This window comes from Methylobacterium sp. Leaf85 (genome assembly GCF_001422125.1).
Lineage (GTDB): Bacteria > Pseudomonadota > Alphaproteobacteria > Rhizobiales > Beijerinckiaceae > Methylobacterium > Methylobacterium bullatum.
In genome coordinates this window covers 170,643-196,160 of record NZ_LMME01000023.1, presented here as the reverse complement: position 1 = coordinate 196,160, position 25,518 = coordinate 170,643, and the positions used below count along the sequence as shown (strand labels likewise).

The 25,518-nt window shown below is 66.4% G+C and carries 25 protein-coding genes; 17 read left to right on the top strand and 8 right to left on the bottom strand.

Annotated features, from left to right (window positions below; genetic code table 11):
* The first annotated feature begins 61 nt into the window (after nucleotides 1–61).
* Entirely contained in the window at nucleotides 62–301 is a 240-nt protein-coding gene (locus ASF08_RS13135; RefSeq protein WP_026175680.1) for a hypothetical protein, read from the top strand.
* Nucleotides 302–424: 123 nt separating this feature from the next.
* Here ASF08_RS13135 and ASF08_RS13130 read toward each other — a convergent pair whose 3' ends face one another.
* Complete coding sequence (locus ASF08_RS13130; protein ID WP_056145957.1) at nucleotides 425–913, bottom strand: GNAT family N-acetyltransferase; 489 nt, start codon at nucleotides 911–913, stop codon at nucleotides 425–427.
* Nucleotides 910–2,478, bottom strand: a complete 1,569-nt coding sequence (locus tag ASF08_RS13125; protein ID WP_082473199.1) for a glucan biosynthesis protein — start codon at nucleotides 2,476–2,478, stop codon at nucleotides 910–912. The genes ASF08_RS13130 and ASF08_RS13125 overlap by 4 nt, the downstream gene beginning before the upstream one ends.
* Nucleotides 2,479–3,322: 844 nt before the next feature.
* Between ASF08_RS13125 and ASF08_RS13120 the strand changes: the two genes are divergently transcribed.
* Complete coding sequence (locus ASF08_RS13120; RefSeq protein ID WP_056145951.1) at nucleotides 3,323–4,489, top strand: type III PLP-dependent enzyme; 1,167 nt, start codon at nucleotides 3,323–3,325, stop codon at nucleotides 4,487–4,489.
* 140 nt (nucleotides 4,490–4,629) lie between these two features.
* On the top strand, nucleotides 4,630–5,175 hold the full coding sequence (locus ASF08_RS13115; protein WP_056146549.1) for a GNAT family N-acetyltransferase: 546 nt from the start codon (nucleotides 4,630–4,632) through the stop codon (nucleotides 5,173–5,175).
* Nucleotides 5,176–5,178: 3 nt separating this feature from the next.
* Here the strand turns inward: ASF08_RS13115 and ASF08_RS25185 are convergent, their stop codons facing one another.
* Entirely contained in the window at nucleotides 5,179–5,337 is a 159-nt protein-coding gene (locus ASF08_RS25185) for a hypothetical protein (protein WP_162238958.1), read from the bottom strand.
* A 338-nt stretch (nucleotides 5,338–5,675) separates the two neighbouring features.
* Between ASF08_RS25185 and ASF08_RS13110 the strand changes: the two genes are divergently transcribed.
* The 5 genes from ASF08_RS13110 to ASF08_RS13090 all read left to right on the top strand — a co-directional run bounded on the left by ASF08_RS13110 (nucleotide 5,676) and on the right by ASF08_RS13090 (nucleotide 11,308).
* Nucleotides 5,676–7,121: a homospermidine synthase gene (locus ASF08_RS13110; RefSeq protein ID WP_056145948.1), complete on the top strand. Its 1,446-nt coding sequence runs from the start codon at nucleotides 5,676–5,678 to the stop codon at nucleotides 7,119–7,121.
* A 226-nt stretch (nucleotides 7,122–7,347) separates the two neighbouring features.
* Nucleotides 7,348–7,914, top strand: a complete 567-nt coding sequence (locus ASF08_RS13105; RefSeq protein ID WP_056145945.1) for a Uma2 family endonuclease — start codon at nucleotides 7,348–7,350, stop codon at nucleotides 7,912–7,914.
* Between the two features lie 35 nt (nucleotides 7,915–7,949).
* The gene (locus ASF08_RS13100; RefSeq protein ID WP_056145942.1) at nucleotides 7,950–8,291 is read left to right on the top strand and encodes a hypothetical protein; all 342 of its coding nucleotides are present in this window, start codon (nucleotides 7,950–7,952) and stop codon (nucleotides 8,289–8,291) included.
* A gap of 167 nt (nucleotides 8,292–8,458) precedes the next feature.
* On the top strand, nucleotides 8,459–9,265 hold the full coding sequence (locus ASF08_RS13095) for a DUF1206 domain-containing protein (protein ID WP_056146547.1): 807 nt from the start codon (nucleotides 8,459–8,461) through the stop codon (nucleotides 9,263–9,265).
* Nucleotides 9,266–9,340: 75 nt separating this feature from the next.
* On the top strand, nucleotides 9,341–11,308 hold the full coding sequence (locus tag ASF08_RS13090) for an SDR family NAD(P)-dependent oxidoreductase (protein ID WP_056145940.1): 1,968 nt from the start codon (nucleotides 9,341–9,343) through the stop codon (nucleotides 11,306–11,308).
* Here ASF08_RS13090 and ASF08_RS13085 read toward each other — a convergent pair.
* The 3 genes from ASF08_RS13085 to ASF08_RS13075 all read right to left on the bottom strand — a co-directional run bounded on the left by ASF08_RS13085 (nucleotide 11,305) and on the right by ASF08_RS13075 (nucleotide 15,453).
* On the bottom strand, nucleotides 11,305–12,234 hold the full coding sequence (locus ASF08_RS13085) for an NAD-dependent epimerase/dehydratase family protein (protein WP_056145937.1): 930 nt from the start codon (nucleotides 12,232–12,234) through the stop codon (nucleotides 11,305–11,307). The two genes, ASF08_RS13090 and ASF08_RS13085, sit on opposite strands and share 4 nt — an antisense overlap.
* The gene (locus ASF08_RS13080) at nucleotides 12,231–13,241 is read right to left on the bottom strand and encodes an MraY family glycosyltransferase (protein ID WP_056145931.1); all 1,011 of its coding nucleotides are present in this window, start codon (nucleotides 13,239–13,241) and stop codon (nucleotides 12,231–12,233) included. Before ASF08_RS13080 ends, ASF08_RS13085 begins: the two co-directional genes overlap by 4 nt.
* A 151-nt stretch (nucleotides 13,242–13,392) precedes the next feature.
* A complete protein-coding gene (locus ASF08_RS13075; RefSeq protein WP_056145927.1) occupies nucleotides 13,393–15,453 on the bottom strand; it encodes a protein meaA in 2,061 nt (686 codons plus the stop codon).
* Nucleotides 15,454–15,847: 394 nt separating this feature from the next.
* On the opposite strand from ASF08_RS13075, the gene ccrA reads away from it, so the two are divergent.
* Nucleotides 15,848–17,131 carry a crotonyl-CoA carboxylase/reductase gene (ccrA, locus tag ASF08_RS13070; protein WP_018042359.1) on the top strand — a complete coding sequence of 428 codons (1,284 nt, stop codon included), beginning with the start codon at nucleotides 15,848–15,850 and terminating at the stop codon, nucleotides 17,129–17,131.
* 15 nt (nucleotides 17,132–17,146) lie between these two features.
* On the opposite strand, the gene ASF08_RS25345 is transcribed toward ccrA, so the two are convergent.
* Nucleotides 17,147–17,317: a hypothetical protein gene (locus tag ASF08_RS25345; RefSeq protein WP_187273293.1), complete on the bottom strand. Its 171-nt coding sequence runs from the start codon at nucleotides 17,315–17,317 to the stop codon at nucleotides 17,147–17,149.
* A gap of 212 nt (nucleotides 17,318–17,529) precedes the next feature.
* On the opposite strand from ASF08_RS25345, the gene leuD reads away from it, so the two are divergent.
* The 3 genes from leuD to ASF08_RS13050 all read left to right on the top strand — a co-directional run bounded on the left by leuD (nucleotide 17,530) and on the right by ASF08_RS13050 (nucleotide 20,157).
* Complete coding sequence (gene leuD / locus ASF08_RS13060; protein ID WP_056145919.1) at nucleotides 17,530–18,132, top strand: 3-isopropylmalate dehydratase small subunit; 603 nt, start codon at nucleotides 17,530–17,532, stop codon at nucleotides 18,130–18,132.
* Nucleotides 18,133–18,212: 80 nt separating this feature from the next.
* Entirely contained in the window at nucleotides 18,213–19,403 is a 1,191-nt protein-coding gene (locus tag ASF08_RS13055; RefSeq protein WP_056145916.1) for a lytic murein transglycosylase, read from the top strand.
* Between the two features lie 499 nt (nucleotides 19,404–19,902).
* Nucleotides 19,903–20,157, top strand: coding sequence for a hypothetical protein (locus ASF08_RS13050; protein WP_056145914.1), 255 nt, complete (start codon nucleotides 19,903–19,905; stop codon nucleotides 20,155–20,157).
* Between the two features lie 147 nt (nucleotides 20,158–20,304).
* Here ASF08_RS13050 and rplS read toward each other — a convergent pair whose 3' ends face one another.
* Entirely contained in the window at nucleotides 20,305–20,760 is a 456-nt protein-coding gene (gene rplS / locus ASF08_RS13045) for a 50S ribosomal protein L19 (RefSeq protein ID WP_018042354.1), read from the bottom strand.
* Nucleotides 20,761–21,037: 277 nt separating this feature from the next.
* Between rplS and ASF08_RS13040 the strand changes: the two genes are divergently transcribed.
* From ASF08_RS13040 to miaB, 5 genes are all read left to right on the top strand, one after another.
* On the top strand, nucleotides 21,038–21,604 hold the full coding sequence (locus tag ASF08_RS13040; protein WP_056145910.1) for a NifU family protein: 567 nt from the start codon (nucleotides 21,038–21,040) through the stop codon (nucleotides 21,602–21,604).
* Nucleotides 21,605–21,727: 123 nt separating this feature from the next.
* A complete protein-coding gene (gene tsaB, locus ASF08_RS13035; RefSeq protein ID WP_056145907.1) occupies nucleotides 21,728–22,408 on the top strand; it encodes a tRNA (adenosine(37)-N6)-threonylcarbamoyltransferase complex dimerization subunit type 1 TsaB in 681 nt (226 codons plus the stop codon).
* On the top strand, nucleotides 22,405–22,926 hold the full coding sequence (locus ASF08_RS13030) for a GNAT family N-acetyltransferase (RefSeq protein ID WP_056145904.1): 522 nt from the start codon (nucleotides 22,405–22,407) through the stop codon (nucleotides 22,924–22,926). The genes tsaB and ASF08_RS13030 overlap by 4 nt, the downstream gene beginning before the upstream one ends.
* Before the next feature lie 27 nt (nucleotides 22,927–22,953).
* Nucleotides 22,954–23,826, top strand: a complete 873-nt coding sequence (locus tag ASF08_RS13025) for a lysophospholipid acyltransferase family protein (protein WP_056145900.1) — start codon at nucleotides 22,954–22,956, stop codon at nucleotides 23,824–23,826.
* 264 nt (nucleotides 23,827–24,090) lie between these two features.
* Nucleotides 24,091–25,431 (top strand): tRNA (N6-isopentenyl adenosine(37)-C2)-methylthiotransferase MiaB, encoded by a 1,341-nt coding sequence (miaB, locus tag ASF08_RS13020; protein WP_056145897.1) that lies wholly within the window; start codon nucleotides 24,091–24,093, stop codon nucleotides 25,429–25,431.
* Nucleotides 25,432–25,518: the final 87 nt, after the last annotated feature.

The window sequence follows — 25,518 nt, the reverse complement described above, 5'->3', positions numbered from 1 at the left end:
GAAGACGGGAACGGTCTAGCTCGCCCCGTCGTTGGGGCGCATGGTTTCGAAGGAGATGTCCATGCGTCAATCAATCCTCACTACCGCCGCGTTGCTGACCCTCTTCGGCGCCTCCGCGGTCCAGGCCCAGACCACCATCATCGAGCGTGAGGTGCCCGAGCGCGTCATCGTCGAGCGGCCGGAATCCGAGACCCGCACCGTCGAGACCCGTGAGACCCGAGACGGCTGTCGGGTCAAATCGGTGACCCGCGAGAACGAAGAGGGTGACCGCAAGACGGTGACCCGCGAATCCTGCGACTGAGCCGCCACGAAACCGTTCGCTGTACCGGATAGGACAACGAACCCCGTCCGTCGTTCCGGGTCCTACCATGCGGCCCGGGATGACGGTATGGGGAGGCATGAGGTCGATGCCCGCGACGGCTAACTACAAGGCCTTCTCGTAGCGCCACGCTTCCATGCCGTCCTCGTAATAGTCTTCGAGGATGGCGAACCGGGCGTAGCCATGGCGCTCATAGAGGCGAATGCCGGCGCCATTATCGGCCCTCACCTCCAGCCGCAACATCGTGCAGCCATGCGCTTTTGCATCGGCCTCCGCTGCGTCCAGCATGATGCCGCCGAGCCCCTGGCCGGCGCGTCCGGGGGACACCGCGATGGAGGAGAGCCGGCAGCTGCGGCTTCCCTTGCGGCGCTCCAGCGTGGCCGCCGCCACCAAGATCGATCGGTCTTCGGCGTCAAGCGCCGCCAGCAACGACATCGACGGAGAGCCGATGGCATGGCGGATCGCCCGCCGTTCCGCCCGGTCTCCGGAAAACGCCGCGTGTTCCAGGGCGACCAGGGCGTCGAGATCGCCCAACGTCGCCGGGCGGATGGTGACAGGAGCAACCGTCTGCCGTTTATGGGCTTGGACGCTCACGCTGCGGTCCAGGGATAGACCCAGGTTTCCGACAACGCTCGACCGCCGGCGCGCAGGAAGGCGCGGAGATCGGTGGATTGATCTGCGACGTCGAGGGTGATGTCGATCGCCGCCCGCAACCCGCCAATATGAGGATTCGGGGTGATCGAAGTGGCGGTGATCCGTCCCCGCGAGGCATCGGCCACCACCTCCACCTTGCTCGGGTCGGGGAGATAATAAGGCAGTTCGCCTCCGGCGAAATCGATGAGGAAGCGGCGGCTCAGCGTCCCTTTCGCCTCCTCCCCCTTGGCGGCACCGCTGGCGCTGGTGGCGGCCAGGAAGGTATTCGCCACATACCCGCCCGTATGCAGCCTGCTGTTCGAACTCCTGGCGCGCACGCGGTACGACATGCGGACCGGTTCGCCGGCCGGATAAGGCTGCTTCGGACGCCAATAGGCGACGATGTTATCGTTCACCTCGGTGTCGGTCGGGAGTTCCATCAGGGTCACGGCGCCCTCGCCCCAGCCGCCTTCGGGTTCGACGAAGTAGCTCGGCCTCCGTCCATAGGATGCTTCGAGATCCTGATAAGACTCGAAGGCGCGGTCCCGTTGCATCAGTCCGAACCCCTTCGGATCGCGATCGACGAAGGACGAGATGCGTCGCGCCTTCGGATTGTCCAGTGGGCGCCAGAGCCATTCGCCCGATCCGGCCGCGATCTGAAGACCATCGGAATCGTGGAGCTCGGGCCGGTAATCGTCGGAGTGGTGCCGGTCGTTCTCGCCGATGAAAAACATCGAGGTCAGCGGCGCGACGCCCACCGATGGGAGCGCAACCCTTGGGATCAGCGTCGAGCGAACGGCGACGCTGGTCTCGTCGCCGGGCTTGACGGTGAAGGCGAAGGCCCCGGTCACCGAGGGGCTATCGAGGAGGGCATGGACCAGCAGGGCGTCGGCGTTGGTCTCCGGCATCGTCACCCAGAATTCGCGGAAGACCGGGAATTCCTCCGGGGCGCCCTCCCCCTCCACATTGAGGGCGAGGCCCCGCGCCGAGAGGCCGTAGAGCTGATCGCGCCCGAGGAAGCGGTAATAGCTGGCGCCGAGAAACACGATGAGTTCGTCGAGCAGGTTCGGCTTGTTGAGGTAGCTGTGGAAGCGGAGGCCGGCAAAGCCGAGATCGACGGGCAGAGGCTTGTCGAGCTTCGTCCGACCCATGTCGAACAGGCTCGACTGATAGGCGATAGGAGTCGCGATGCCACGCCGCACGAGGTTCACGGTGACGGGGCGCGTGTAGAGAAAGCCGACATGGAAAAGCTGCAGCCGGAATGGGCTGTTCTCTCCCCCGAGAAAGGCCTTGTCGGGCTTGAAACGGATGTCACGCCAGGCGTCGTAATCGAGCTTTGCGATGGGAGCCGGAAGGGGCGGTACGCGGGCATCGTAGGCGACCTTGGCGAGTTCCTCGGCCCGCCGTTCCACCTCCTCGAAATCGAAGGGTTTGGGTGCGCGTCCATCCTGCGCCGTCGACGCGGTGCCGGCGACGGACAGGGCGGCGATCCCGGTGAGAAGCGCGCGGCGGGTAGGCTCGGTCATGATCCTGCGGCTCTGGTCGGTGGTGAGAGACGATCGGGCTTCCCCGCACGGTCCCATCCAGCCGCCTCATCCTGAGGTGCCCGTCTCGGCGGGCCTCGAAGGAACCCTCCAGAGGCCGCCATGCGTGCTGGAGCCCTCCTTCGAGGCCTCCGCAGCACTCCGGGACCTCAGGATGAGGAAGCGGATTGGAATGGTTCGATCAGCATGAAAACCGCTTGCTCAATGACCCGTTCGCGGCGCCTTGAAAAGAGCTCGCGCGATGGAGTGAGCCTTCGCGGCCACAATGCCGGGGAACGGCGGTGTTTTTGCGGGCTCGGGACCGTTTTTCCTTGTTGCGGAGTCGCATGAGACGTATATGCGCCTTGCCCAATTTCGCACGTGCCTGTGGCCGCGTGTCGGTTGGTGGGCATCCGGCCAACTGCCGGACAGCCGCCAGGGGTCTTAAAGGATCGATGGTCGACAGGGTGGATTCCCTCCGGCCGGCATCCAGGTGGCAACACCGGACCCCGACAACAACCGGCAGCCGGAGGCGAAACCGGCGAACCCCGCTCTCCACGGGGGACGCAGCTTAAAGCAACGACGAACGGGCTTTTTTGGTCTCGTCGGCCCTCCAAAGGCCGGCACCGAAGAGGCTTGTTTCTCTTTGCCCGGCGTGCGGTGGGGATCTCCCTTCCAATCCACGGCAGCTTCCGGGTGCTGATGCGCCCGCGGTCGACGACGTGTCTCCAAAGCACGCCGCCCATCGCGTTGCATCGCCCCCCGACGCCGGACGGCTGATCGCCGTCCCGATTTCGACAGCGCGCCCCACGAACGGGCGCTCGCGAACCTGTGGGTTGGAACGACCATGACCGATCGTATCCGCGATTTTCTGCGCGCTCGCCGTGACATGGGCCAGGACGAAGGCCCGGTGATGGTGCTAGACCTCGATGTCGTGCGCGACAACTTCACGGCCTTCGCCCGCGCGCTGCCCGATACCCGCGTCTTCTACGCGGTGAAGGCGAACCCGGCTCCGGAAGTGCTGCGTCTGCTCGCCGAGATGGGCTCCTGCTTCGACACGGCCTCCGTGGTCGAGGTGGAGATGGCGCTTGCCTCCGGCGCCACGGCCGACCGGATTTCCTTCGGCAACACCATCAAGAAGGAGCGCTGCATCGGTCGCGCGCTCAAACTCGGCGTGCGCCTGTTCGCCGTCGATTGCGAGGCCGAGGTCGAGAAGATTTCCCGCGCCGCCGATGCGGCCGGTATCGAAGCCGGCGAGGTCCAGGTGTTCTGCCGCATCCTCTGCGACGGTGCAGGCGCCGAATGGCCCCTGTCGCGTAAGTTCGGCTGCGTGCCGGAGATGGCCGTCGACGTGCTCGAGCATGCCTGCCGCCAGGGCCTGCACGCCTATGGCGTGTCGTTCCATGTAGGCTCGCAGCAGGGCAACATCGAAGCCTGGGACGGGGCGCTCGCCTCCGCCTCCACGATCTTCCGCGAATGCGCCGATCGCGGCATCGCCTTGTCCATGGTCAATCTCGGCGGCGGCTTTCCCACCAAGTATCTCAAGGCCGTGCCGGGGGTTGAATCCTACGGAGACGCGATCTTCCGCGCGCTCACCAAGCATTTCGGCAACCAGCTGCCCGAAACCATCATCGAGCCCGGTCGCGGCATGGTCGGCAATGCCGGCATGATCGAGGCCGAGGTGATCCTGGTCTCGAAGAAGTCCGATGCCGAGGACGAGATCCGCTGGGTCTATCTCGACATCGGCAAGTTCGGCGGGCTCGCCGAGACCATGGACGAGTCGATCCGCTACGCGATCCGCACCGAGCACGACGAGGATCGCATGTCTCCCTGCGTGCTCGCCGGGCCGACCTGCGATTCCGCGGATGTGCTCTACGAGAAGGTGCCCTACCCGCTCCCCGTCTCGCTTTCCATCGGCGACAAGGTGCTGATCGAAGGAGCCGGGGCCTACACCACCACCTATGCGGCGGTGGCGTTCAATGGGTTCCCGCCCCTTCAGCAATACGTCATCTGACCGCGATATCATCGTCGGCCGAACGGCTCCATGGTCGTTCGGTAGCGGACGCGGACGGTTCCGTCGCCCATCTCCGGCGCAGAACCGCCCGCCGTCACGTCAGTTGGGTTACCCGGCAGGATCTGGGAAAGGGCATGGCCTTGATCGAAATTCGCGACGAACGGCCGACCGATCTATCGGCTCGGGAGCAGCTGCTCGATACCTGTTTCGGCCCGGCGCGATTCCTCAAGACGTCCGAGCGTCTGCGCGAAGGACGCATGCCTGCCAACGGTCTGGCACTGACCGCGGAACTGAGCGGCCGTGTCGTCGGCACCGTTCGTTTGTGGCACGTGGAGGCAGGGCTTGGGCGGCCTGCCCTGCTGTTGGGGCCGCTCGCCGTCGATCCCTCGCTTCGGGGCCACGGCCTCGGCAGCACCCTGATGTGGGCCTCCATCGGCAGGGCGCGCGCCCTCGGTCACAGCGCCATCGTCCTCATGGGCGATGCGCCGTATTACGCCCGTTTTGGTTTTACCGGTGATCTGATGACCGGGCTGTCCATGCCCGGCCCGTTCGAACGGGCACGGTTCCTCGGTCTCAATCTCCGCAAGGGCGCACTCGACGGGGCGAGCGGCATTCTCTCCGCCTCAGGCACCCTCGAAGAGGCTGCCTGTCTGGAGGGATTGGATGCACGACGACAGGCGGCGTGAGCGCTAGATGGCGGTGGTGGTCGTCGCCTGGTCGCAACGGCGGCGGAAGGCTGCATCGTGCTGGCGGCGCACGGCGCGGATCAGGGCCGCAGCGAGGGTGATGACGCCGGGATCGCGATCGATCGGCTCTTCGGCCGGCGCGGGGGTGTTTGCGATAAACAAGGATAACATAGGAACTCCGTCATTTGGCGTTCTGGCGTTTTCCGTCCCTTCAGGTGTGTCTATGCCGTGTTTGTTGCATCGCAATATCGGTGCGGCGCCGACCGTTCGCAACGGCATCCAACGGGACGGCGACCCGCGTCTGAATCATGTGTCGACGTAACGTCATGTTAATGATCTTCCCGCTTGGGCCTCTCGTGGTCCACGAGGCGGTAGGCGACGACGTGGTTGACCGCACGCCCTCGACCGGCCACTAGCCCGTCGCCTGAGCGTCATTTCCGCCGACTAAGGACGTGCCTCGCTCGTGAGTTCGAGCGGGGCCGAGAAGAAGGATTGCCCGCATGACCGAAGCCGCCACCTCCTGGCCCGTCCACGGCCGCATCAGCGGTCCCATCGTGATGATCGGCTTCGGCTCGATCGGTCGCGGGACCCTTCCGCTCATCGAGCGTCATTTCGAATACGACAAGGCGCGCTTCACCGTCGTCGAGCCCTCGGATGCGCACAAGTCCCTGGCCGATCAGCATGGCCTGCGCTTCGAGCAGGTGGCGCTGACCAAGGACAATTACCGCGAGGTCCTCACGCCCCTCCTCACCGAGGGCGGCGGGCAGGGCTTCTGCGTGAACGTGTCCGTGGACACCTATTCCCGCGCCATCATGGAATTGTGCCGCGAGCTCGGCGCCTTCTACATCGACACCGTCGCCGAGCCCTGGCCCGGTTTCTACTTCGACAAGTCCAAGAGCCAGGGCGACCGCACCAACTACGCCCTGCGCCAGGATATCCTCGATGCGCGCGCCGCCAATCCCGGCGGCACCACCGCCGTCTCGTGCTGCGGCGCCAATCCCGGCATGGTCTCCTGGTTCGTCAAGCAGGGGCTTCTCAACGTCGCCTCCGATCTCGGCCTGACCACGCCCGAGCCGAAGACCCGGGACGAGTGGGCGGCGCTCATGCGCGAGGTCGGCGTCAAGGGCATCCATATCGCCGAGCGCGACACCCAGCGCGCCAAGGGCCCGAAGCCCATGGGCGTGTTCGTCAACACCTGGTCGGTGGAAGGCTTCGTCTCCGAGGGCAACCAGCCGGCCGAGCTCGGCTGGGGCACCCACGAGACCTGGCGCCCGGACAATGCCCGCGACCAGGAGAAGGGCTCGCGCTGCGCGATCTACCTACTCCAGCCCGGCGCCGACACCCGCGTTCGCTCGTGGACGCCGACCGCCCAGAGCCAGTTCGGCTTCCTGGTGACGCATAACGAGGCCGTGTCGATCTCCGATTACTACACGGTTCTGGAGGGCGAGCGCGCCGCCTACCGCCCGACCTGTCACTACGCCTACCACCCCTGCAACGACGCCGTGCTCTCGCTCCACGAGATGTTCGGCAAGGCCGCCGAGGTGCAGGAGAAGCACCACATTCTCGACGAGAACGAGATCGTCGATGGGATCGACGAACTCGGCGTGCTCCTCTACGGCCACGAGAAGAACGCCTATTGGTTCGGCTCGCAGCTCTCCATCGAGGAGACCCGCCGCATCGCGCCCTACCAGAACGCCACCGGCCTTCAGGTGACCTCGGCCGTGCTCGCGGGCATGGTCTGGGCTCTGGAGAACCCGGAAGCCGGCATCGTCGAGGCCGACGAGATGGATTTCCGCCGCTGCCTCGAAGTCCAGATGCCGTATCTCGGCCCTGTCGTCGGCGTGTACACCGACTGGACGCCGCTCACCGGCCGTCCGGGCCTGTTCCCCGAAAACATCGACGAGACCGACCCCTGGCAGTTCCGGAACGTCCTCGTTCAAAGCTGAACGGACGAACGGGGCGCGGGATCGTACTCCCCGCGCTCCGTGCCCTCTGCTTGGCGCCGAGGGTCAGGCCATGGTCGGCGAGGACCAACGCCACGTCTTTCCCCAGGCCGCGCTGTGGAGCCTCGGGATACCGTCCGAGCACGACTGCATAGCGGCTTGCTCTGCACGGATGTTGCAGGGTTCCGGCGGGATGCTACCATCCCGTATCCGATCGGGAGCCCCCGCCATGGCCGACGCCGCGCGCCGCGATACCCGCATGACCGTCGCCGAGTTCCGCCCCTGGGCCGAGCCCCGGCCCGACGAGGAACGCTGGGAACTGATCGACGGCATAGCCCTGCCGATGTCGCCGCCCACCGCGCGCCATCAGTGCATCGTTTCCAACCTGATCCGGCGCCTCGACGAGCTCGCGGAACGCCGGGGCTGCAACGCGCTTCCCGGCCTCGGTGTGCTCAGCGCGGCGATGGACGATTTCGCGCCGATCCCCGACATCGTCGTGACCCGCGGCCCAGTGGGTCAGGACGGCTATACCAGCGACCCTCTGCTGGTGGCCGAGGTTCCGTCCCCGAGCACGACGAGTCTCGATCGCGGCCGCAAGACCGATTTCTACTGCTCTGTGCCGAGCCTGCGGACCTTCCTCATCGTTTCGCAGGACGAGGTCAGAGGCGAGGCCTGGCGCCGGACCGAGGCGGGGAGCTGGACGGTGGAGGCCCTGTATCGCGACGACAGTCTCGTCCTTCCCGAACTCGGTGGCGCCGTGCCGGTCGGCGCCCTCTATACCGGACTGCCCCTCTGAGCCTCTCCTCGCCCTCGCCGCGTCAGGTCCTGCCCTTGCCCCACTTTGAAGATTTCTACGCCGACAAGCTGCGCGGCTCTCTGGGAGTCACCGATGCGGAATCCGTTCTCGACCTGCGCGGGACGAATCGTCCAACGGCCGAAGCATCCTTGAACGACATGCTGGAGCGCAGTCGCTTCGGCAAAGGCAAGACCGTGGCGATCCGCTTCGATCCCCCGCCGGACGGCGGCGGAGAGACCCTGTTCCAGCCCGTTGGGCGGCTGTTGCTCGACGCGAAGCGCAAGGGGATCGTCGACAGGCTCCAGACCCTTCCGGCCGGAGACGGCCTCGGATTCTATGTGGCCCTCGCCGGGAAGACGACGCGTTCGAACGAGTAGGAGGAGCGGGTCTCGCGCCGGCAATGAAGTGAGGGCCATGCCGGAGCGGTCCGAGCCCGATCGGCGTTGAGAATGGTACGGCACATCCAGCCGTCTCCGAAGCACGCCATCGTGAAGGTCACCTCGTGAATCGACTGGGCCGCAATACCATCGAGCGTCTGGCGCGCATGGGGTTCGGTGCGCGAGGCATCGTCTACTGCATCGTCGGCGGGCTGGCGCTTCTCGCGGCACTGGGCCAAGGCGGTCGAGCGGGCGACAGCGAGAGTGCGATCCGCTGGGTCTTCCTCGGCCCGTTCGGGGTGATCCTCGTCGGCCTTATCGCTTTGGGTCTGTTCGGCTTCGCGACCTGGCGCCTCGTCGAATCCGTTACCGACGCCGACCGCCATGGGACTTCGGCGAAGGGGATCGTGGTTCGTCTGGCCCATTTTGGCAGTGGCATCGTCGCGGCCGGCCTCGGCATCACGGCGGCGAGCCTTGCCCTCGGCCTGGGCCGAAGAGCGGGTGGCGGCGACGGCTTGCAGGACTGGACCGCCTGGCTCCTGGCGAAGCCGTTCGGTCCCTGGCTCGTCGGCCTGATCGGCCTCGGAATCATCGGCGGCGGGATCGCCTTTCTGGTGAAGGCCTGGAAGGGCGATGTCACGGATCGACTCGCCCTTGACGAAGCCCATTGCCGATGGGTCAAGCCGCTCGGCCAGTTCGGTTATGGCGCTCGCGGGATCGCGTTCCTCATCATCGGCGGCTTCGTCATCGTCGCTGCCTGGTACCAGGCCTCCTCGGAGGTAAAGGGTCTGGCCGGCGCCTTCTCGGCCCTGCGGTCCCAACCCTATGGTGCGGCTCTCCTCGGCGTCGTTGCGGCGGGTCATCTCGCTTTCGGCGTGTTCGGTCTCATCCAGGCACGGTATCGGCACATCGACGCGCCGGACTTGGACGAAACCGACGATGCGGTCAGGCGTGCGGTGCAGTCCTTGACTTGATGGGCGGCTTCTCGGTTCGCGGATGCGTTGACAGAGAGGCATCCCGTCGCCGATACCGCGCCCGGCCCGGAGCCCATGAAGCAGCGCATCTACAAGTCGGCGGTGATGGTGGTCCACGATTGCGTGGCGACCGTCCTGGCCGTGACCCTCACCTTCGTCTTTCGGTTCAACGGTGAGTTGCTCTCCGAACGCTTGCACGCGCTCCCGATTCTTCTGCCGCCTTTCGTCGGCTTCGCCGCGCTGGTCTACAGCTGGTTCAAGCTCTACCGAACCAAGTGGCGCTTCGCCTCGCTCCCCGATCTTGCCGGGATCGTACGTGCGGCGAGCGTGCTTGCCCTGACTCTTCTCGTGGTCGATTACGTGCTCGTTTCCGCGAGCATGTACGGTTTCTACTTCTTCGGAAAGATCGCCATCGCCCTGTATTGGGTGCTGCAGATCTTCCTGTTGGGCGGCACCCGGCTCGCCTTCCGCTACCTGAAATATTCCCGCTCGCGGCAGAGCCAGGCTCGCGGCGCCACGACCCCGACGCTGCTGCTGGGACGCGGCAGGGATATCGAGCTTCTCCTTCGGGCCATCGAAGCGGGCTCGGTGCGACACCTGTCCCCCAAGGGCATCCTGTCGCCGCGCAGCAACGAGACCGGACAGATCATGCGCGGCATCCCCGTGCTGGGTGGATTTTCGGACCTCGAACGCGTCGTCGCGAACCTCGCCGCCGAGGGATCTCCCGTGCGCCGCCTCGTCGCCGTGCCCAACGCCCTGACGCCCGAGGCCGGCCCCGACGACCTGATCGCCCGCGCCCGGCGCCTCGGCGTCCCGCTCTCTCGGGTCACGAGTCTCGGCGAGGGGATGCGCGATGCCGAACTGGCGCCCCTGGAGATCGAGGACCTGCTCCTTCGGCCCACCGTTTCCATCGACCGGCCGCGCCTGGAGCGATTCCTCAAGGGAACGCGCGTCATCGTCACCGGCGGTGGCGGCTCGATCGGTTCGGAGATCGTCGCCCGGGCCGTCGCCTTCGGCGCGGCTTCGGTCCTAGTCGTGGAAAATTCCGAGCCGGCCCTCCACGGCATCCTGAGCCAGCCAGCCATCGCGGCGGCAGATGTGACCGGCGCTCTGTGCGACATCCGCGACCGGGAGCGTCTGCACGGCGTCTTCGCCGACTTCCGGCCGGATTACGTGTTCCACGCCGCTGCCCTGAAGCAGGTGCCGTATCTGGAGCGGGACTGGCCCGAGGGCATCAAGACCAACGTCCTCGGTTCCATCAACGTGGCGGATGCGACGGTCGCCGCCCGCGCCCGCGCCATGGTGATGATCTCCACCGACAAGGCCATCGAGCCGGTCTCCCAACTCGGCGTCACCAAGCGGCTGGCGGAGATGGTGGCTCAGGCTCTCGATGCCGAGCAGGCCGTCGCGCCGCAGGAAAAGCCGACCCGGCTGATCGCGGTGCGGTTCGGCAACGTGCTGGGCTCCGTTGGGTCGGTGGTCCCGGTGTTCAAGGCGCAGATCGCGCGGGGCGGCCCGGTCACCGTCACCGATGCGGAGATGGTGCGCTATTTCATGACCGTGCGCGAGGCCGCCGACCTCGTTCTCACCGCCGCCTCCCACGGCGACCGCGAGGGACGCTGCCTCTCCCTGACCACCCCCGAATCCGACCAGCGTGCGGCGGTCTACGTGCTGAAGATGGGCCAGCCCGTGCGCATTCTCGATCTCGCCGAGCGCATGATCCGGCTCGCCGGATTCGAGCCCGGCGAGGATATCGAGGTGGTCTTCACCGGATCGCGGCCGGGAGAGCGCCTGAACGAGATCCTGTTCGCCCGCGAGGAGCCGCGTGTCGCCCTCGACGGGATCGACGGCGTCATGGCAGCCAAGCCCGTCTTCGCCGACAGGTCCGTGTTGGAAAGCTGGATCGCGGCGTTGAAGCGGGCGGTGGAGACCCATGACAGGGCCGCCGCCGACCTGGTGTTCGAGACCGCCATTCCGGATTATCGCAACCGGCCGAAATGCGTCCCCGAGCCGAAGCCGGCCCCGGTGACCGTGCCGGCTTAAGCTGCCGTATCGCCGCGGGACAGGGCGGCGAGCCCTTCGGAGGAGGTCTGAGCGGGCGTCCACCCCAGCGCCGACAGCCCGTCGGAACATGCTACGAGATCCCCCGACAGGCGCTCGAAGACCTCTCCCCGACCCGTCACCCGGCAGGCCAGGCCGAGCAGGCTCGGCGGACAGGGAACGAGACCGGCGCGCCGGCCCAGGCCCGCCCTCAACGCAGCGATCATCTCGGGCAATCTGAGCGCGTCGGGTTCGGCCGCCACCAGGGAACGGCCGAGCGGCCCTCGGTGACGCAAGACCGTGACGATGGCGGCCGACAGGTTCTCCACCGAGATCAGCGACCGGCGCCCCGTCAGACTCGCGAACGGCAGGGGATAGGGCGTGCGTGCGAGCCGCAGGAGTGCTGCCATGTTGCCCTTCACCCCCGCGCCGTAGACGAGGACCGGACGCAGGGCGACCCAGTCGATCCCGATCTCGGCCAGGGCTGCCTCGGCGGCGAGTTTCGAGCGGCCATAGGCATCCGTGGGATTTGGCCGATCGTTTTCAGTGATGGCTCCCGCCGCGCTGATTCCCGTCTGTGCCCTGATCGAGGAGAGAAACACGAAGCGCCCGACCCGCGCCTTGGCTGCGGCTTCGGCGAGACGTCGCGTCGCCTCGATGTTCGAAGAGCGATAATCGTCCTCCGGCGTGCCGGACATGGCATGGGCGAGGCCAGCGGAATGAACGATGGCGTCGACGCCGGACAACGCCGCCGCCATGTTCATGGGACGGCTCAAATCGCCCACCACGGCCCCGCTGGCGCCGGGGGGCAGCTCGACCGGGCGGCGCAGAAGCACCCGGACCCGGTAGCCCTGATCGGATAGGGAGCGCAGCAGGTGGCGGCCGATGAAGCCGGTGGCACCGGTGAGCGCGATGACGTTTCCGCTCAAGGGGCTTTTCCTCTTTGCATCGTCGAGAACTGCCGCAGCACCAGGGCGACGAGGGCCGTGCCCGCGCTCATTGCAATGAGCGTGACGAGCGGGGACGGCCAAAGCAAGGTCGCCCCCGCAAGGATCGCCAGGGCGACGTCGAGCAGGAAGACCCGGGTGACGACCTCCATCACCGAGAAGCCGTTCGTGGTGGCGCGCTGGTAGAAATGGCTGCGATGCGCCTGCCAGACTGGCTCGCCCTTGGTGGCACGGCGCAGCAGCGTCAGCGTGGCATCGGCCAGGTAGTAGAGCGGAAGCAGGATGGCGGCCGCCAGCCCGCCCTGCAGGCTCAACCGATACAGAAGCCACGCCACGAGAAGGCCGATGGGAAGGGAGCCGACATCGCCCAGGAACAGGCGGGCCACCGGGCGATTGAAGGGCGCGAATCCGATCAACGCACCGAGGAGGGATGCGGCGACGAGGGTCGGCAACGGCGGCAGACCGCCGACGAGTCCGAGGAGCATGAGCGCGCCGGTGACCGGCACCATGGCCGAGACCGTCATCCAGTCGAGACCGTCCATGAAGTTCGTGAGGTTCACGAACCACACGCCGGCCAGGACCGCGAAAGCCCGTTCGGCGGCGAGCGGCACGTCCGGGAGCAGCCGGCCATCCACGGACAGGACGAGAGCTGCCACGACGAGCGTCTGGAGACCGAGCCGGAGGGAGGCCGGCAGCGGCCGGATGTCGTCCACGGCGCCGACCACGGCGAGGATCAGGGTCGCGTGAGCCAGGACCAGGGCTTCCATCGCGTCCGGCATCGGCGGTGTCAGCGACGCAAGGAGCCCGCAGGCGGCAAGGATCGCCAGGACGATGGCGATGCCCGCACCCTGGGGCGTCGGGACGCTGTGGCTCGACCGAGCGATCGGACGCGCAAGGGCGTATCGCTGCAGGAGTGGTTTCAGAAGGACAATCAGGACCGCGCTGAGGCCGGCAGCCAGCGGTACGGCGACGAGCGGCGCGAAGGGCATTGTCGTGTGAGGTTCCGCTGGTGTCGACGGGTCGTGCGCACGCCGTACTTCGCCTCACCTCGGGAGAGAAGTGCCCCGTGCTCGGGACCGGCACCTCTCCCCCACCCGTTTCGCAGACGCCCTCCCCCAAATCGGAGAGGAATATGCGGCGCTAGAATACCGTCTCACCACCCCTGACGGAGGAGCCGCCGATCCCGGCGGCGGCATCCGCCTTCTCGGCGGCGCGCTTGTCGAGGGCGCGGCCCACCACCTTGGCGATGCCGATCATGATCGTGTCGAGGATGTAGTCCTTCGGCGTGTAGACCGCCGTGACGCCCATGTTCTTGAGCACGAGTTCGTCCTCCGGCGAGATGATGCCGCCGACGACGAGGGGGACGTGGTCGAGGCCGGCTTCCCGCATCTTCGCCTTCACGTCGCGCACCAGCGGAACGTGGCTGCCGGACAGGATCGACAGGCCGACCACGTGGGCGCCGGTCTCCTTGGCTTTCGCCACGATCTCGGCCGGGGTCTGGCGGATGCCGTCATAGGTCACGTCGAACCCGACGTCGCGGGCACGAAGCGCGATCTGCTCGGCGCCGTTCGAATGGCCGTCGAGGCCGGGCTTGCCGACGACGAGCTTGGGCGTCTCGCCCAGGCGCTCGCCGAGATCGGCGATGAGGAGCTTGGCGTCCTCGGCGGCACCCGAGGAGATCGTCTCGAGGCTGACGCCGGTGGGGGCACGGTATTCGCCGAAGACCTGGCGCAGGCGCGTGCCCCATTCGCCGGTGGTGACGCCGGCCTTCGCCGCCGCGATCGAGACCGGCATGATGTTGGCGCCCGAGCGCGCGGCGGCTTCGAGCTCGTCGAGGGCCTTCTCCACGGCCTTGCCGTCACGCTTGGCCCGCCAGTCGCGGATGCGCTGCTCGGCTTCCATCTCCACCGTCTCGGAGACCGTGAAGATGGCGCCCTCCCCGGCCGTGAGGGGTGAGGGCTCACCGGCCTGGAACTTGTTGACGCCGACGACGACCTGATCGCCGGCCTCGATGGCCGAGATGCGCTTGGCGTTGGATTCCACGAGGGCGCGCTTCAGCGCCCCGGTCTCGACCGCCGCCACCGCGCCGCCGATCCCGCCGATCTCCTTGAGCGCCGCGCGGGTCTCTTCCTTGAGGGATTCGACCTTGGCGTCGATGACCTTCGACCCGTCGAAGATGTCGTCGTATTCGAGGAGGTCGGTCTCGAAGGCGAGGATCTGCTGCATGCGCATGGACCATTGCTGGTCCCAGGGGCGCGGCAGGCCGAGAGCCTCGTTCCAGGCCGGCAACTGCACGGCACGGGCGCGGGCGCGTTTCGACAGGGTGACGGCCAGCATCTCGATGAGGATGCGGTGGACGTTGTTCTCGGGTTGCTGCTCGGTGAGCCCTAGGCTGTTGACCTGAACGCCATAGCGAAAAATGCGCTTCTTCGGGTCGGTGATGCCGTAGCGCTCCTGGGCGATCTCGTCCCAGAGTTCCGAGAACGCCCGCATCTTGCAGATCTCGGTCACGAACCGCATGCCGGCATTCACGAAGAACGAGATGCGGCTGAACACGTCGGCGAAGCTCGCCTCGTCGAAATCGGGGTCGTCGCGCACCGTGTCGAGCACCGCGATGGCGATGGCCAGCGCGTAGGAGAGCTCCTGCACCGGCGTCGCTCCGGCCTCCTGCAGGTGGTAGGAACACACGTTCATCGGGTTCCACTTCGGCACTTCCTTGGTCGTGAACAGGATCACGTCCTTGGTCAGGCGAAGCGAGGGCGCGGGCGGGAATACATAGGTGCCGCGCGAGAGATACTCCTTGATGATGTCGTTCTGAGTGGTGCCCTGGAGGCCGGCGAAAGGCACGCCCTGCTCCTCGGCCACCGCGAGATAGAGCGACAGCAGCCACGGCGCCGTGGCGTTGATCGTCATCGAGGTGTTCATCTGCGAGAGCGGGATCTGATCGAACAACGCCCGCATGTCGCCGAGATGCGCGATCGACACGCCGACCTTGCCGACCTCGCCGCGCGCCAGTTCGTGGTCGGGATCGTAGCCGGTCTGGGTCGGCAGATCGAAAGCCACCGACAGGCCGGTCTGACCCTTGGCGAGGTTGCCCCGGTAGAGGGCGTTCGATTCCTTGGCGTTGGAATGGCCGGCATAGGTCCTGATGATCCAGGGCTTGTCGCGCTTGACCTCGGCGACGGTCGCACTCGCGCTCATTCCACTGACTCCACTCGATTCCAACGGCCGCGCCATCTCGCGCTTATTGTGCGGCACCCTATCCAAGCCTCGGGCGTCCGTCATCTGGCCGAAGGTCGGACTTCTCGGCTCATGGCTCAGAATGTTTCGAAAAATTCTAGACGCCAGGATCAAGCGAATTAAAGGACGCCGCACGACAAGGCAGATGCGAAGTCGCTCTAAAGCATTGATTTCGATGCGGAATGCGCCGACTTTGCCAGTCTGTTGAAGCAACAATATTTTGAATACACAAATTGACCCGGCCGACGGCTCCGGTGCGGAAGCGTGGTGACGGGTCATGGCCATTTAGGGGGCCTTGGAGCAGTTCAGGTTCGTCGATATAGGGTCGCTCAGAAGAATAACCGGGAGAGCCAAGATGTCGGCGAGTGCGGCCTTGAATACGACCGAGGGCAAGGACCTCTACGAGTTGGGCGAGATCCCGCCCCTCGGCCACGTTCCGGCGAAGATGTATGCCTGGGCGATCCGGCGCGAGCGTCACGGTCCGCCGGAGGAATCGATGCAGGTCGAGGTGGTGCCGACCTGGGAGATCGGCGACGACGAAGTGCTGGTCTACGTCATGGCCGCCGGTATCAACTACAACGGCGTGTGGGCCGGGCTCGGCGAGCCGATCTCCCCCTTCGACGTGCACAAGGCCGATTACCATATCGCCGGTTCGGATGCCTCTGGCATCGTCTGGGCCGTGGGCGCCAAGGTGAAGCGCTGGAAGGTCGGCGACGAGGTCATCGTCCATTGTAACCGCGACGACGGTGACGACGAGGAATGTAACGGCGGCGACCCGATGTTCTCGCCCTCGCAGCGGATCTGGGGCTACGAGACCCCAGACGGCTCGTTCGCGCAGTTCTGCCGGGTGCAGTCGCGCCAGCTGATGAAGCGGCCGCAGCACCTCACCTGGGAGGAAGGCGCCTGCTACACGCTGACCCTCGCCACCGCCTACCGCATGCTGTTCGGCCACGCTCCCCATACGGTGAAACCCGGCCAGAACGTGCTGATCTGGGGCGCCTCGGGCGGTCTCGGCGTGTTCGGCGTCCAACTCTGCGCCGCCTCTGGTGCGAACGCCATCGCGGTGATCTCGGACGAGTCGAAGCGCGACTACGTGATGAGCCTCGGTGCCAAGGGCGTCATCAACCGCAAGGACTTCGATTGCTGGGGTCAGCTGCCTAAGGTGAACTCGCCGGAATTCCACGCCTGGACCAAGGAAGCCCGCAAGTTCGGTAAGGCGATCTGGGACATCACCGGCAAGGGCAACGACGTCGACATCGTCTTCGAGCATCCCGGCGAGGCGACCTTCCCGGTCTCGGCGCTCGTTGTGAAGCGCGGCGGCATGGTGGTGTTCTGCGCCGGCACCACCGGCTTCAACATCACCTTCGATGCCCGCTACGTCTGGATGCGCCAGAAGCGCATTCAGGGTTCGCACTTCGCCCACCTGAAGCAGGCCTCGGCCGCCAACCAGTTCGTTCTGGACCAGCGCATCGACCCGTGCATGAGCGAGGTGTTCCCGTGGGACAAGATCCCCCAGGCGCACACCAAGATGTGGAAGAACCAGCATCCGCCCGGCAACATGGCCTGCCTCGTCAACGCTCCCCGCGCCGGCCTGCGGACGCTGGAAGACGTGATCGAGGCCGGTCCCCTGAAGCGCTGAGGTCGAGAACCGTGCTCAGCGCTTGCCGCCCTCGGCGGGCAGATGCTGGGCATAGGCCTCGCGCTCTTCGCGCTCCTTGATCAAATCGGCATAGGCCTGGCGCATTTCCGGTGACACGGAAACGCTCCGGGCCTTTTCCTTTTTGCGCTTGGGCGCCTTCTTGAACTGATTGGCGGTCTCGTTCATCGCGTCATCCCGGTCATTGATCGCGGCTACCATAAGCGGCTTCGACGACTGCGGCGAGACAGGCTTACCGCCAACCACACGCGGTGCTAAACATCGCTTTGGATTCTTTTCGGCCGACGAAAGCACCGTGTGCCCTGCCCTTCCACCTCAAGACGAGGTTCATAGCCGGGGAGACGAGCGCGGAACTCTCAACCACCCGGACTTCGAGCATCATGGAAAAGTTCACGACCCTGACCGGCGTTGCCGCGCCGATGCGCATCACCAACGTCGATACCGACCGGATCATACCGAAGCAGTATCTCAAGACGATCAAGCGCACCGGGCTGGGCAAGGGCCTGTTCTCCGAGATGCGCTACAACGACGACGGCTCCGAGAACCCGGATTTCGTCCTCAACCAGCCGGCCTATCGCAACGCCAAGGTGCTGGTGGCCGGCGACAATTTCGGCTGCGGCTCGTCGCGGGAGCACGCCCCCTGGGCGCTCGCCGATTTCGGCATCCGCTGCATCATCTCCACGAGCTTTGCCGACATCTTCTTCAACAACTGCGCCAAGAACGGCATCCTCGCCGTCATCGTCTCGCCTGAGGATCTGGAGAAGCTGTTCGACGATGCCGAGCGCGGCGCCAACGCCACCCTGACGATCGATCTGGAAAGCCAGACCATCAAGGGGCCGGATGGCGGCACCCTGCATTTCGACATCGATTCCGGGCGCAAGGAGAGCCTGCTCAACGGGCTCGACGAGATCGGCCTGACCCTTAAGCGCGCGCCGAAGATCGACGCCTACGAGGAGAAGCTCGCCGCGCGCGGATTTGCCTGAGCGCCAGCATCATCACGGTTCGTTTACCATGCGCGCGGCTTAAAGGTCGGGAAACGCCGAAACCCGCCGGGAGACCGCCCATGACGTCGCGCGCGAAGCTGACCGCCCTCCTCTGCCTCGCGAGTGCGGCAGCGTCCGTACCCGCCAAGGCCGACTTCCGCTCCTGCCTCGTCTCGCTTCAGGCGGAGGCGGCCTCGCAGGGGATCTCGGCCCAGACCTTCCGCGCGGCGACCGACGGCATCGCCTTCGACGACAAGGTCATCGAACTCTCCCAGGCGCAGCCCGAATTCAAGACGCCGATCTGGGACTACATGGCTGCCCTCGTCGACGAGGAGCGCGTGGACGACGGCAAGGCGGCGATGAAGCAGCACGGTCAGGCCCTCGCCAATGCGGAGGCGCGCTACGGCGTCGACCGCTACACCATTGCCGCCGTCTGGGGCGTCGAATCGAATTTCGGCAAGAACCTCGGCAAGATGCCGTTGGTTCAATCCTTCGCCACCCTGATCTGCTCGAATCACCGCCGCGCGGGCTTCTTCAAGGGCGAGCTGATGGCGACCCTGAAGATCATTGAGCGCGGCGACATCGACCCGTCCCGCCTCACGGGGTCATGGGCCGGCGCCTTCGGCCAGACCCAGTTCATGCCCACCACCTACCAGCGCCTCGCCGTCGACGGCGACGGCGACGGGCGCCGCGACCTCGTGGATTCTGTGCCCGACGCGGTGGCCTCCACCGCCAACTTCCTGCGCGTGGCCAAATGGTCGAACGGCCAGCCCTGGGGCTACGAGGTGCGTGTACCGAAGGGCTTCAATGCCGGGGCCGCCGGGCGCAAGAACAAGCACGCCGTGGCGCATTGGGCTTCCATGGGGGTCACCCGGATCGACGGACGCCCGCTTTCCGGAGACGGCCCTGCCGGCATCCTGCTCCCGGCCGGCATCAACGGCCCGGCTTTCCTGGTGACCCGGAATTTCGACGCCCTCTATTCCTACAACGCCGCCGAATCCTATGGTCTCGCCATCGCGGTGCTGTCCGACCGCCTGCGCGGCCGCTCGGGCGTCCAGGCGGAATGGCCCACCGACGATCCGCCCCTGTCGCGCGCCGAGCGCCGCGACCTTCAGACCCGACTGGCGGCTCGGGGCTATGACGTGGGCGAGCCGGACGGCAAGGTCGGCGCCAAGACCCGCGACGCGATCAAGGCCATCGAGCGCGAGCTCCGCATGCCGCAGACCGGGCGACCGGGCGGCAAGGTGCTCGAGGCCCTGCGCCGGGGGTAGTGGTGCGAAGGGGTCGGGACGTCCTCGTTCGATCGGCCGACCCGACCTCCAATCCGCCCTTTCTGGGACGCCGATGAAGCTGACCCCTCCTCCGAGGCGGCGTCGGTCGCTGCCTCGGGCTGTAACGACCAAGGCTTCGGCCGGAAGTAATGTTTCCGACGAAATCTTCTCATCACTTGAACTCGAGCGGCGTGATCGCTTTCGTAAGATGACGCCGATATCTATCGTTATTTATCGAGATCGCTTCCGGAAGTAAAAACTCGATTTACTTTGCTGTGTGCCGTCATCTTACCGATGATCTTTTTTATTGTGCTTTCGCGGGACCACGTTCGAATCGAGTCATGAGGTTAATCCGCCTCTCCGAACGCAATGTCTCGCATTTCCTCATGGCCCGTGTGACGCCGCACCCTGTTCGCGGACTGGGCTGTTTGGCGTAGGATTAGGCATTATTGGACGCTCGTTGATCCTTATGTAGCTGAAACATGCACTAAGGAAAATCATGTTGTATAAAAATGTAGCAATTGCCGCCGTGCTCGTGCTCGCGACAGGCTCATCCGCTGCGATCGCTCAGACCTCGGGAAAGCGCGGCGTTCAACAGCGTCACCAAGATATCGACGCGACTCATGCGATCGACCAGCGCAATGAGCCGTCGCGGATGTTGAGCCCTGCGCCGAAGCAGGACATGAAAATGATCCCCTTCCCCCGTGGCGGGCGGATGGAAATGATCCTCGTGCCGGCCAATCCGTCTTCGTAACTGTTGCAATCGAGGATGGGGTGGGTCGAGCATGTCTCGGGATACGAGACTGGTTTGGGATGGATGCCGATGCGGCGTCCATCCGCCAACGAAAAAGGCCGGGCAATGCCCGGCCTTTCGCAATTCTGACGAATCGCGCCGAAGATCTTACTCGGCAGCGGTCTTTGCCGCGGACTTCGCGGCCTTCTCGGCCTTGCGGGCGTCCTTGTTGGCCTTCGAGGCGTCGGCCTTTGCGGCCTTCTCGGCGGGACGGTCGGCGCGCTCGACGATACGGGCCGACTTACCGCGACGGTCGCGCAGGTAGTACAGCTTGGCGCGACGCACCTTGCCGCGACGCACGACGGCGATCGAATCGATCATCGGCGAGTAGACCGGGAAGACGCGCTCGACGCCCTCGCCGTAGGAAATCTTGCGGACGGTGAAGCTCTCGTTGAGGCCGCCACCGGAGCGCGCGATGCACACGCCTTCATAGGCCTGCACGCGGGTGCGCTCGCCTTCCTTCACCTTGACGTTCACGGTCACCGTGTCGCCGGGCTGGAAGTCGGGAATGGTCTTGCCGAGCGCAGCGATCTGCTCCTGCTCGAGCTGCTGGATGATGTTCATGGTCAAGTTCCTGCCGGTGCGCGCCCGCGATCCCAGGAGGGGAATGCGTGCGTCAGGATTTCGGCATCCTGTTTTGAGTTGCCGCGGGCCATACAGGAAGCATCGAGGCTTGTCGACATCCCACACAGCGAAAGCGCGTCTGCGGGCATGACCGCGGAGGTGTGCAGGTTGAGAAAATCCCGCGCGCGGTCCACATGAATACAGAGGTGCGGGCCATTCCCCGCGCCCTTCCCGGCCGGCCTTGAACCGGCGCAGTGGACGAGGATACATCAAAGCCATGTTCATCCAGACCGAAGCCACCCCGAACCCCGCCACCCTGAAGTTCCTTCCCGGCCGCGTGGTCCTGCCCGAATCGACCTTCGAGGCGCGCGACGTCGAAACCGCCGCGCGCTCTCCCCTGGCGCAGCGCCTGTTCGACGTACCCGGAGTCGCGGGCGTGTATTTCGGCCATGACTTCATCTCGGTGACGAAGATCGAGAACGAGCATGGCTGGCCGCAGGTGAAGCCCGCGATCCTCGGTGCGATCATGGAGCATTTCCAGTCGGGCGCCCCGGTCCTGGCCGAAGGCGTCGTCCTCGGCGGCGACGACGCGGAGGAGTTCTACGACGAGGCGGACCACGACACCGTCGTCACCATCAAGGACCTCCTCGAGACCCGCGTGCGCCCGGCCGTGGCCAGCGATGGCGGCGATATCACCTTCCGCGGCTTCAAGGAGGGCGTCGTCTACCTGGAAATGAAGGGCGCCTGTTCCGGCTGCCCGTCCTCCACCGCCACCCTCCGGCACGGCGTGCAGAACCTGTTCAAGCACTTCCTCCCCGAGGTGCGCGAGGTCCAGGCGGTCTGATCGCCGTCGCAAGCGCGCAACACCCCGCGTCCTTCGTCTCTTTCGAGGCCGCCCCGCGCTGACGGGGCGGCCTTTTCCGTCGTAAACTCATGCGCCCGACGGGCATCCCGATCTGGAGTGACGTTGCGTATCCTGGCTATCGACACGGCGCTCGACGCCTGCTCCGTCTGCATCGCGACGGATCTCTCCGACGATCTCCTCGCCGAAGAATCCATGACGCTGGCCCGTGGCCATGCCGAGGCGCTGCTTCCTATGCTCGAACGCGTGATGGCGCGGGTGGATGGTGGGTTCGAGAGCCTCGACCGGGTCGCCGTCACCGTCGGTCCCGGGAGCTATACCGGTCTGCGCGTCGGCCTGTCGGCCGCCCGGGCCGTCGGGCTCGCGGCACAGATTCCGGTGGTCGGCGTCACCACCCTCTCGGGCCTCCTGGCACCGCTCCTCGCCACGAACGGCCAGGGCCTGATCGCGGCCGCGATCGATGCCCGGCACGGCTCCGTCTATTTTCAGGCCATGAACATGGCGGAAGGCATCGTCGTGCCTCCCAGCCTGTTGCGGCTCGAGGAAGCGGCCGATCACGTCGGCCGTGATGCCGTCACCCTCGTGGGGTCCGGTGCGCCCGCTCTGTCGGGCTTGCTCAGGTCCCGCGGCATCGCCGCGACGGTCAGCGATGCCGGCCCGCCGCAGATCGCCTGGATCGCCTCCCTCGGCATGCTGGCCGACCCCGCCCAAGCCCTGGCACGCCCGCTCTATCTGCGCGGACCGGATGCCACTCCCCAGGATCACGCGAGGCTGGCCCGTCGATGATTCGTCCCGTCTCTCCGCTCTGGGCTCTCGATTGGTGGCTGGCCTGGTGGGACGCCTGGGGTGGCGAGCCCTATGTCACGCCCCTGCGCGATTCCTCCTCCGCCGCCGCCCTCGCCCGCCTCCATGCCACCGCCTTCGCGCGGCCGTGGGACGCCCACGAATTCGAGCGGATGCTGTGCGAGCGCTCCACCGAGGCCCATGCCCTGTGGCGGGCCGGTTCGATCCAGGGCTTCATCCTCTCGCGCCGCGTGGGCGACGAGGCCGAGATTCTGACCGTCGTCCTGGCGCCTGCCGTGCGCGGTGGGGGACTGAGCCACAAGCTCGTGCGCGAGCATCTCGGGCATCTGGCATTGAGCGGCGTGCGCAACGTCCATCTCGAGGTCGACGAGGGCAACGCCGCCGCCCTGAAGCTCTATGCCCGTCACGGGTTCAAGCAGGTCGGCGAGCGGACGGGGTATTATGCCCGCCCCGATGGCAGCCGCGCCACCGCCTTCACCATGACGGCGTCCCTGTCGTGAGCCGCGATTCGTGATTGGCTGCGGGCGATGACGCGTCTCGGCACCGTCTTCCGGCTCCTGATCTGCGTCCTCGCCTTCGCGGTGCTGGTCGGGCCGCACGTCCTCAGCCTCAGGTTCGGGCGGGGGCGCATCGCCGCGCATACGCCGACCTACTTCCACCGGATCTTCCTGGCGCTGTTCTCGGTGAGGGTGACGCAGAGTGGCACGCCGCCGGCCCTCGGCGAGCCGGCCCTCGTCCTGTCCAACCACATCTCCTGGCTCGATATCCTCGTCCTCGGGTCGCTGCGGCCGCTCTCGTTCGTGGCGAAATCGGAGATTTCCGGCTGGCCCGTGGTGGGAACCCTGGCCCGGCTCCAGCGCACCGTCTTCATCGAGCGGGCGCGCCGCGCGGCCACCGCCAGCGTCAACGCCACGGTGGCGAGCCGGTTGACCGACGGCGATCTCATCGTCCTCTTTGCCGAGGGCACCACGGGCGATGGAACGCGGCTGCTGCCGTTCCGCTCCTCCCTGGTGGGGGCCGCCCGCGCCGCCATCGATGCCGAGGGCGGCACTCGCGACCGTGTCCGGCTCCAGCCCCTCGCCCTCACCTATCCGCGCCGCAACGGCCTGCCCGTGGTCCGCTCGGAGCGGCCGGGCATCGCCTGGTACGGCGACATGGAGCTCGCGCCGCATCTCGCGGTCTTCCTCCGGGACGGTCCGATCGACGTCCACGTGGTCTGGGGCGATCCCATCGCCTTCGAGGCCGGCACCGACCGCAAGCGCGCCACCGCCATGGCCGAGGCCTCGGTGCGCAGGGCGATGCAGGCCTCGGTGACGGGACGCTGGGAGAGCGGGGCGGCGGTTCGGTCGGTTCCGCCACCCGGCACCGAGACGTTGCCTGCCTCGAATATCGCCGCCTGAAACCCTTCAGGCGCCGGTGATCGACGGTTCGATGGCCGCAAAAGCGTCGGCATCCCGAGATCATTCGGCCAACGATGTTGATGGTCGCCATGCGTGTTTGCGGCGCAGCAAGACGTCACGGCCTTCGTCCAAGGTCAGTCTTTGTCGCGGTCGCGCGTAGAGTGTCGTGGGGAAGCGACGGGCCGGGTGAAACGTGGTAGCACCGCCGACAGCAATGGGCGTCCGAGCGACGCCCGGGGTTCATACGGTGCTGGAACGGTCGCGTTGAAGAAAGCCTTCGTCAAATCCTACGGCTGCCAGATGAACGCCTACGATGCGGGCCGCATGTCGGACCTGCTCGCCAGCCAAGGCTATGCCGCCACGGAGAGCGTCGAGGAGGCGGATGTCGTTGTCCTCAACACCTGCCACATCCGCGAGAAGGCCGCCGACAAGGTCTATTCCGAACTCGGGCGCCTGCGCGTTCTGAAGACGGCCCGCGCCGAGGCCGGCCTGGACACCCGGATCGTGGTGGCCGGCTGCGTCGCGCAGGCCGAGGGCAAGGAGATCCTGGCGCGGGCGCCCTCGGTCGACGTGGTCGTCGGCCCGCAGAACTACCATCGCCTGCCCGATCTCCTCACCCGCTCCGCCTCGACGCGCGTGGTGGACACGGAGTTTCCCGTCGAGGACAAATTCGACCACCTGCCCATCCGCCGGACGGCCGCCGTATCCTCCTTCCTCACCGTGCAGGAAGGCTGCGACAAGTTCTGCGCCTTCTGCGTCGTGCCCTACACGCGCGGGGCCGAGGTCTCGCGCTCCGTGGAGGCGATCCTGGACGAGGCGCGCAAACTCGCTCGGGGCGGCGCGCGCGAACTCACGCTGATCGGGCAGAACGTCAACGCCTATCACGGGGCCGGCGCCGACGGCGTTCCGGTGACGCTTCCCGCTCTGATGCGCGCTCTCGAGGCGATCCCCGGCCTCCTGCGCCTGCGCTATACCACGAGCCACCCCAACGACATGGCCGATGACTTGGTCCGGGCACATGGGGAGATCGCCGCTTTGATGCCCTATCTGCATCTCCCGGTGCAGTCGGGCTCCACCCGCGTACTTCAGGCGATGAACCGCAAGCATACGGGCGACGAGTATCGCCGGCTCATCGAGCGCGTGCGCCGGGTCCGGCCGGATATCGCCCTGTCCTCCGACTTCATCGTCGGGTTTCCCGGCGAGACCGACGTGGAGTTCGACGAGACGATGCGCCTCGTGGCCGAGATCGGCTTCGCGTCGGCCTATTCGTTCAAGTACAGCCCGCGCCCCGGTACGCCGGCCGCCGAGCGCGAGGACGCCGTGCCCGAGGCCGTGAAATCCGAGCGCCTCGCAGCCCTCCAGGCCCTGCTCGATGACCAGCGCCACGCCTTCAACGCGTCCGCCGTGGGCCATGTCGTCGAGGTGCTGGTGGAGAAGGCCGGCCGCCATCCGGGGCAGGTCGCCGGCAAGACGCCGCATCTTCTGCCCGTCCAATTCGATGCTCCGGCCGCCACCATCGGTACGGTCGTGCCCGTGCGCGTGGTCCGGGCCGGGTCGAACAGCCTGTTCGGCGAAGTCGTCACCGACGAGGCGGCGGCCGCTTGAAAGCGCGCATGCCACGGAAACGCACCTCCGCCCCGGGCGACGGGCCGGCCGCGTCATGCCGTTCTCAATTCACTCGCAACGCTCGCG

Coding starts and splice junctions, on each gene's coding strand:
- leuD (WP_056145919.1), top strand. CDS start 17,530: ATGGAAAAGTTCACGACCCTGACCGGCGTTGCCGCGCCGATGCGCATC.
- ASF08_RS13090 (WP_056145940.1), top strand. CDS start 9,341: ATGAAGCAGCGCATCTACAAGTCGGCGGTGATGGTGGTCCACGATTGC.
- ASF08_RS13055 (WP_056145916.1), top strand. CDS start 18,213: ATGACGTCGCGCGCGAAGCTGACCGCCCTCCTCTGCCTCGCGAGTGCG.
- ASF08_RS13075 (WP_056145927.1), bottom strand. CDS start 15,453: ATGAGCGCGAGTGCGACCGTCGCCGAGGTCAAGCGCGACAAGCCCTGG.
- ASF08_RS13030 (WP_056145904.1), top strand. CDS start 22,405: ATGATTCGTCCCGTCTCTCCGCTCTGGGCTCTCGATTGGTGGCTGGCC.
- ASF08_RS13095 (WP_056146547.1), top strand. CDS start 8,459: ATGGGGTTCGGTGCGCGAGGCATCGTCTACTGCATCGTCGGCGGGCTG.
- ASF08_RS13125 (WP_082473199.1), bottom strand. CDS start 2,478: ATGACCGAGCCTACCCGCCGCGCGCTTCTCACCGGGATCGCCGCCCTG.
- ASF08_RS13120 (WP_056145951.1), top strand. CDS start 3,323: ATGACCGATCGTATCCGCGATTTTCTGCGCGCTCGCCGTGACATGGGC.
- ASF08_RS13105 (WP_056145945.1), top strand. CDS start 7,348: ATGGCCGACGCCGCGCGCCGCGATACCCGCATGACCGTCGCCGAGTTC.
- ASF08_RS13110 (WP_056145948.1), top strand. CDS start 5,676: ATGACCGAAGCCGCCACCTCCTGGCCCGTCCACGGCCGCATCAGCGGT.
- ASF08_RS25345 (WP_187273293.1), bottom strand. CDS start 17,317: ATGAACGAGACCGCCAATCAGTTCAAGAAGGCGCCCAAGCGCAAAAAG.
- ASF08_RS13080 (WP_056145931.1), bottom strand. CDS start 13,241: ATGCCCTTCGCGCCGCTCGTCGCCGTACCGCTGGCTGCCGGCCTCAGC.
- ccrA (WP_018042359.1), top strand. CDS start 15,848: ATGTCGGCGAGTGCGGCCTTGAATACGACCGAGGGCAAGGACCTCTAC.
- ASF08_RS13025 (WP_056145900.1), top strand. CDS start 22,954: ATGACGCGTCTCGGCACCGTCTTCCGGCTCCTGATCTGCGTCCTCGCC.
- ASF08_RS13135 (WP_026175680.1), top strand. CDS start 62: ATGCGTCAATCAATCCTCACTACCGCCGCGTTGCTGACCCTCTTCGGC.
- ASF08_RS13050 (WP_056145914.1), top strand. CDS start 19,903: ATGTTGTATAAAAATGTAGCAATTGCCGCCGTGCTCGTGCTCGCGACA.
- ASF08_RS13040 (WP_056145910.1), top strand. CDS start 21,038: ATGTTCATCCAGACCGAAGCCACCCCGAACCCCGCCACCCTGAAGTTC.
- rplS (WP_018042354.1), bottom strand. CDS start 20,760: ATGAACATCATCCAGCAGCTCGAGCAGGAGCAGATCGCTGCGCTCGGC.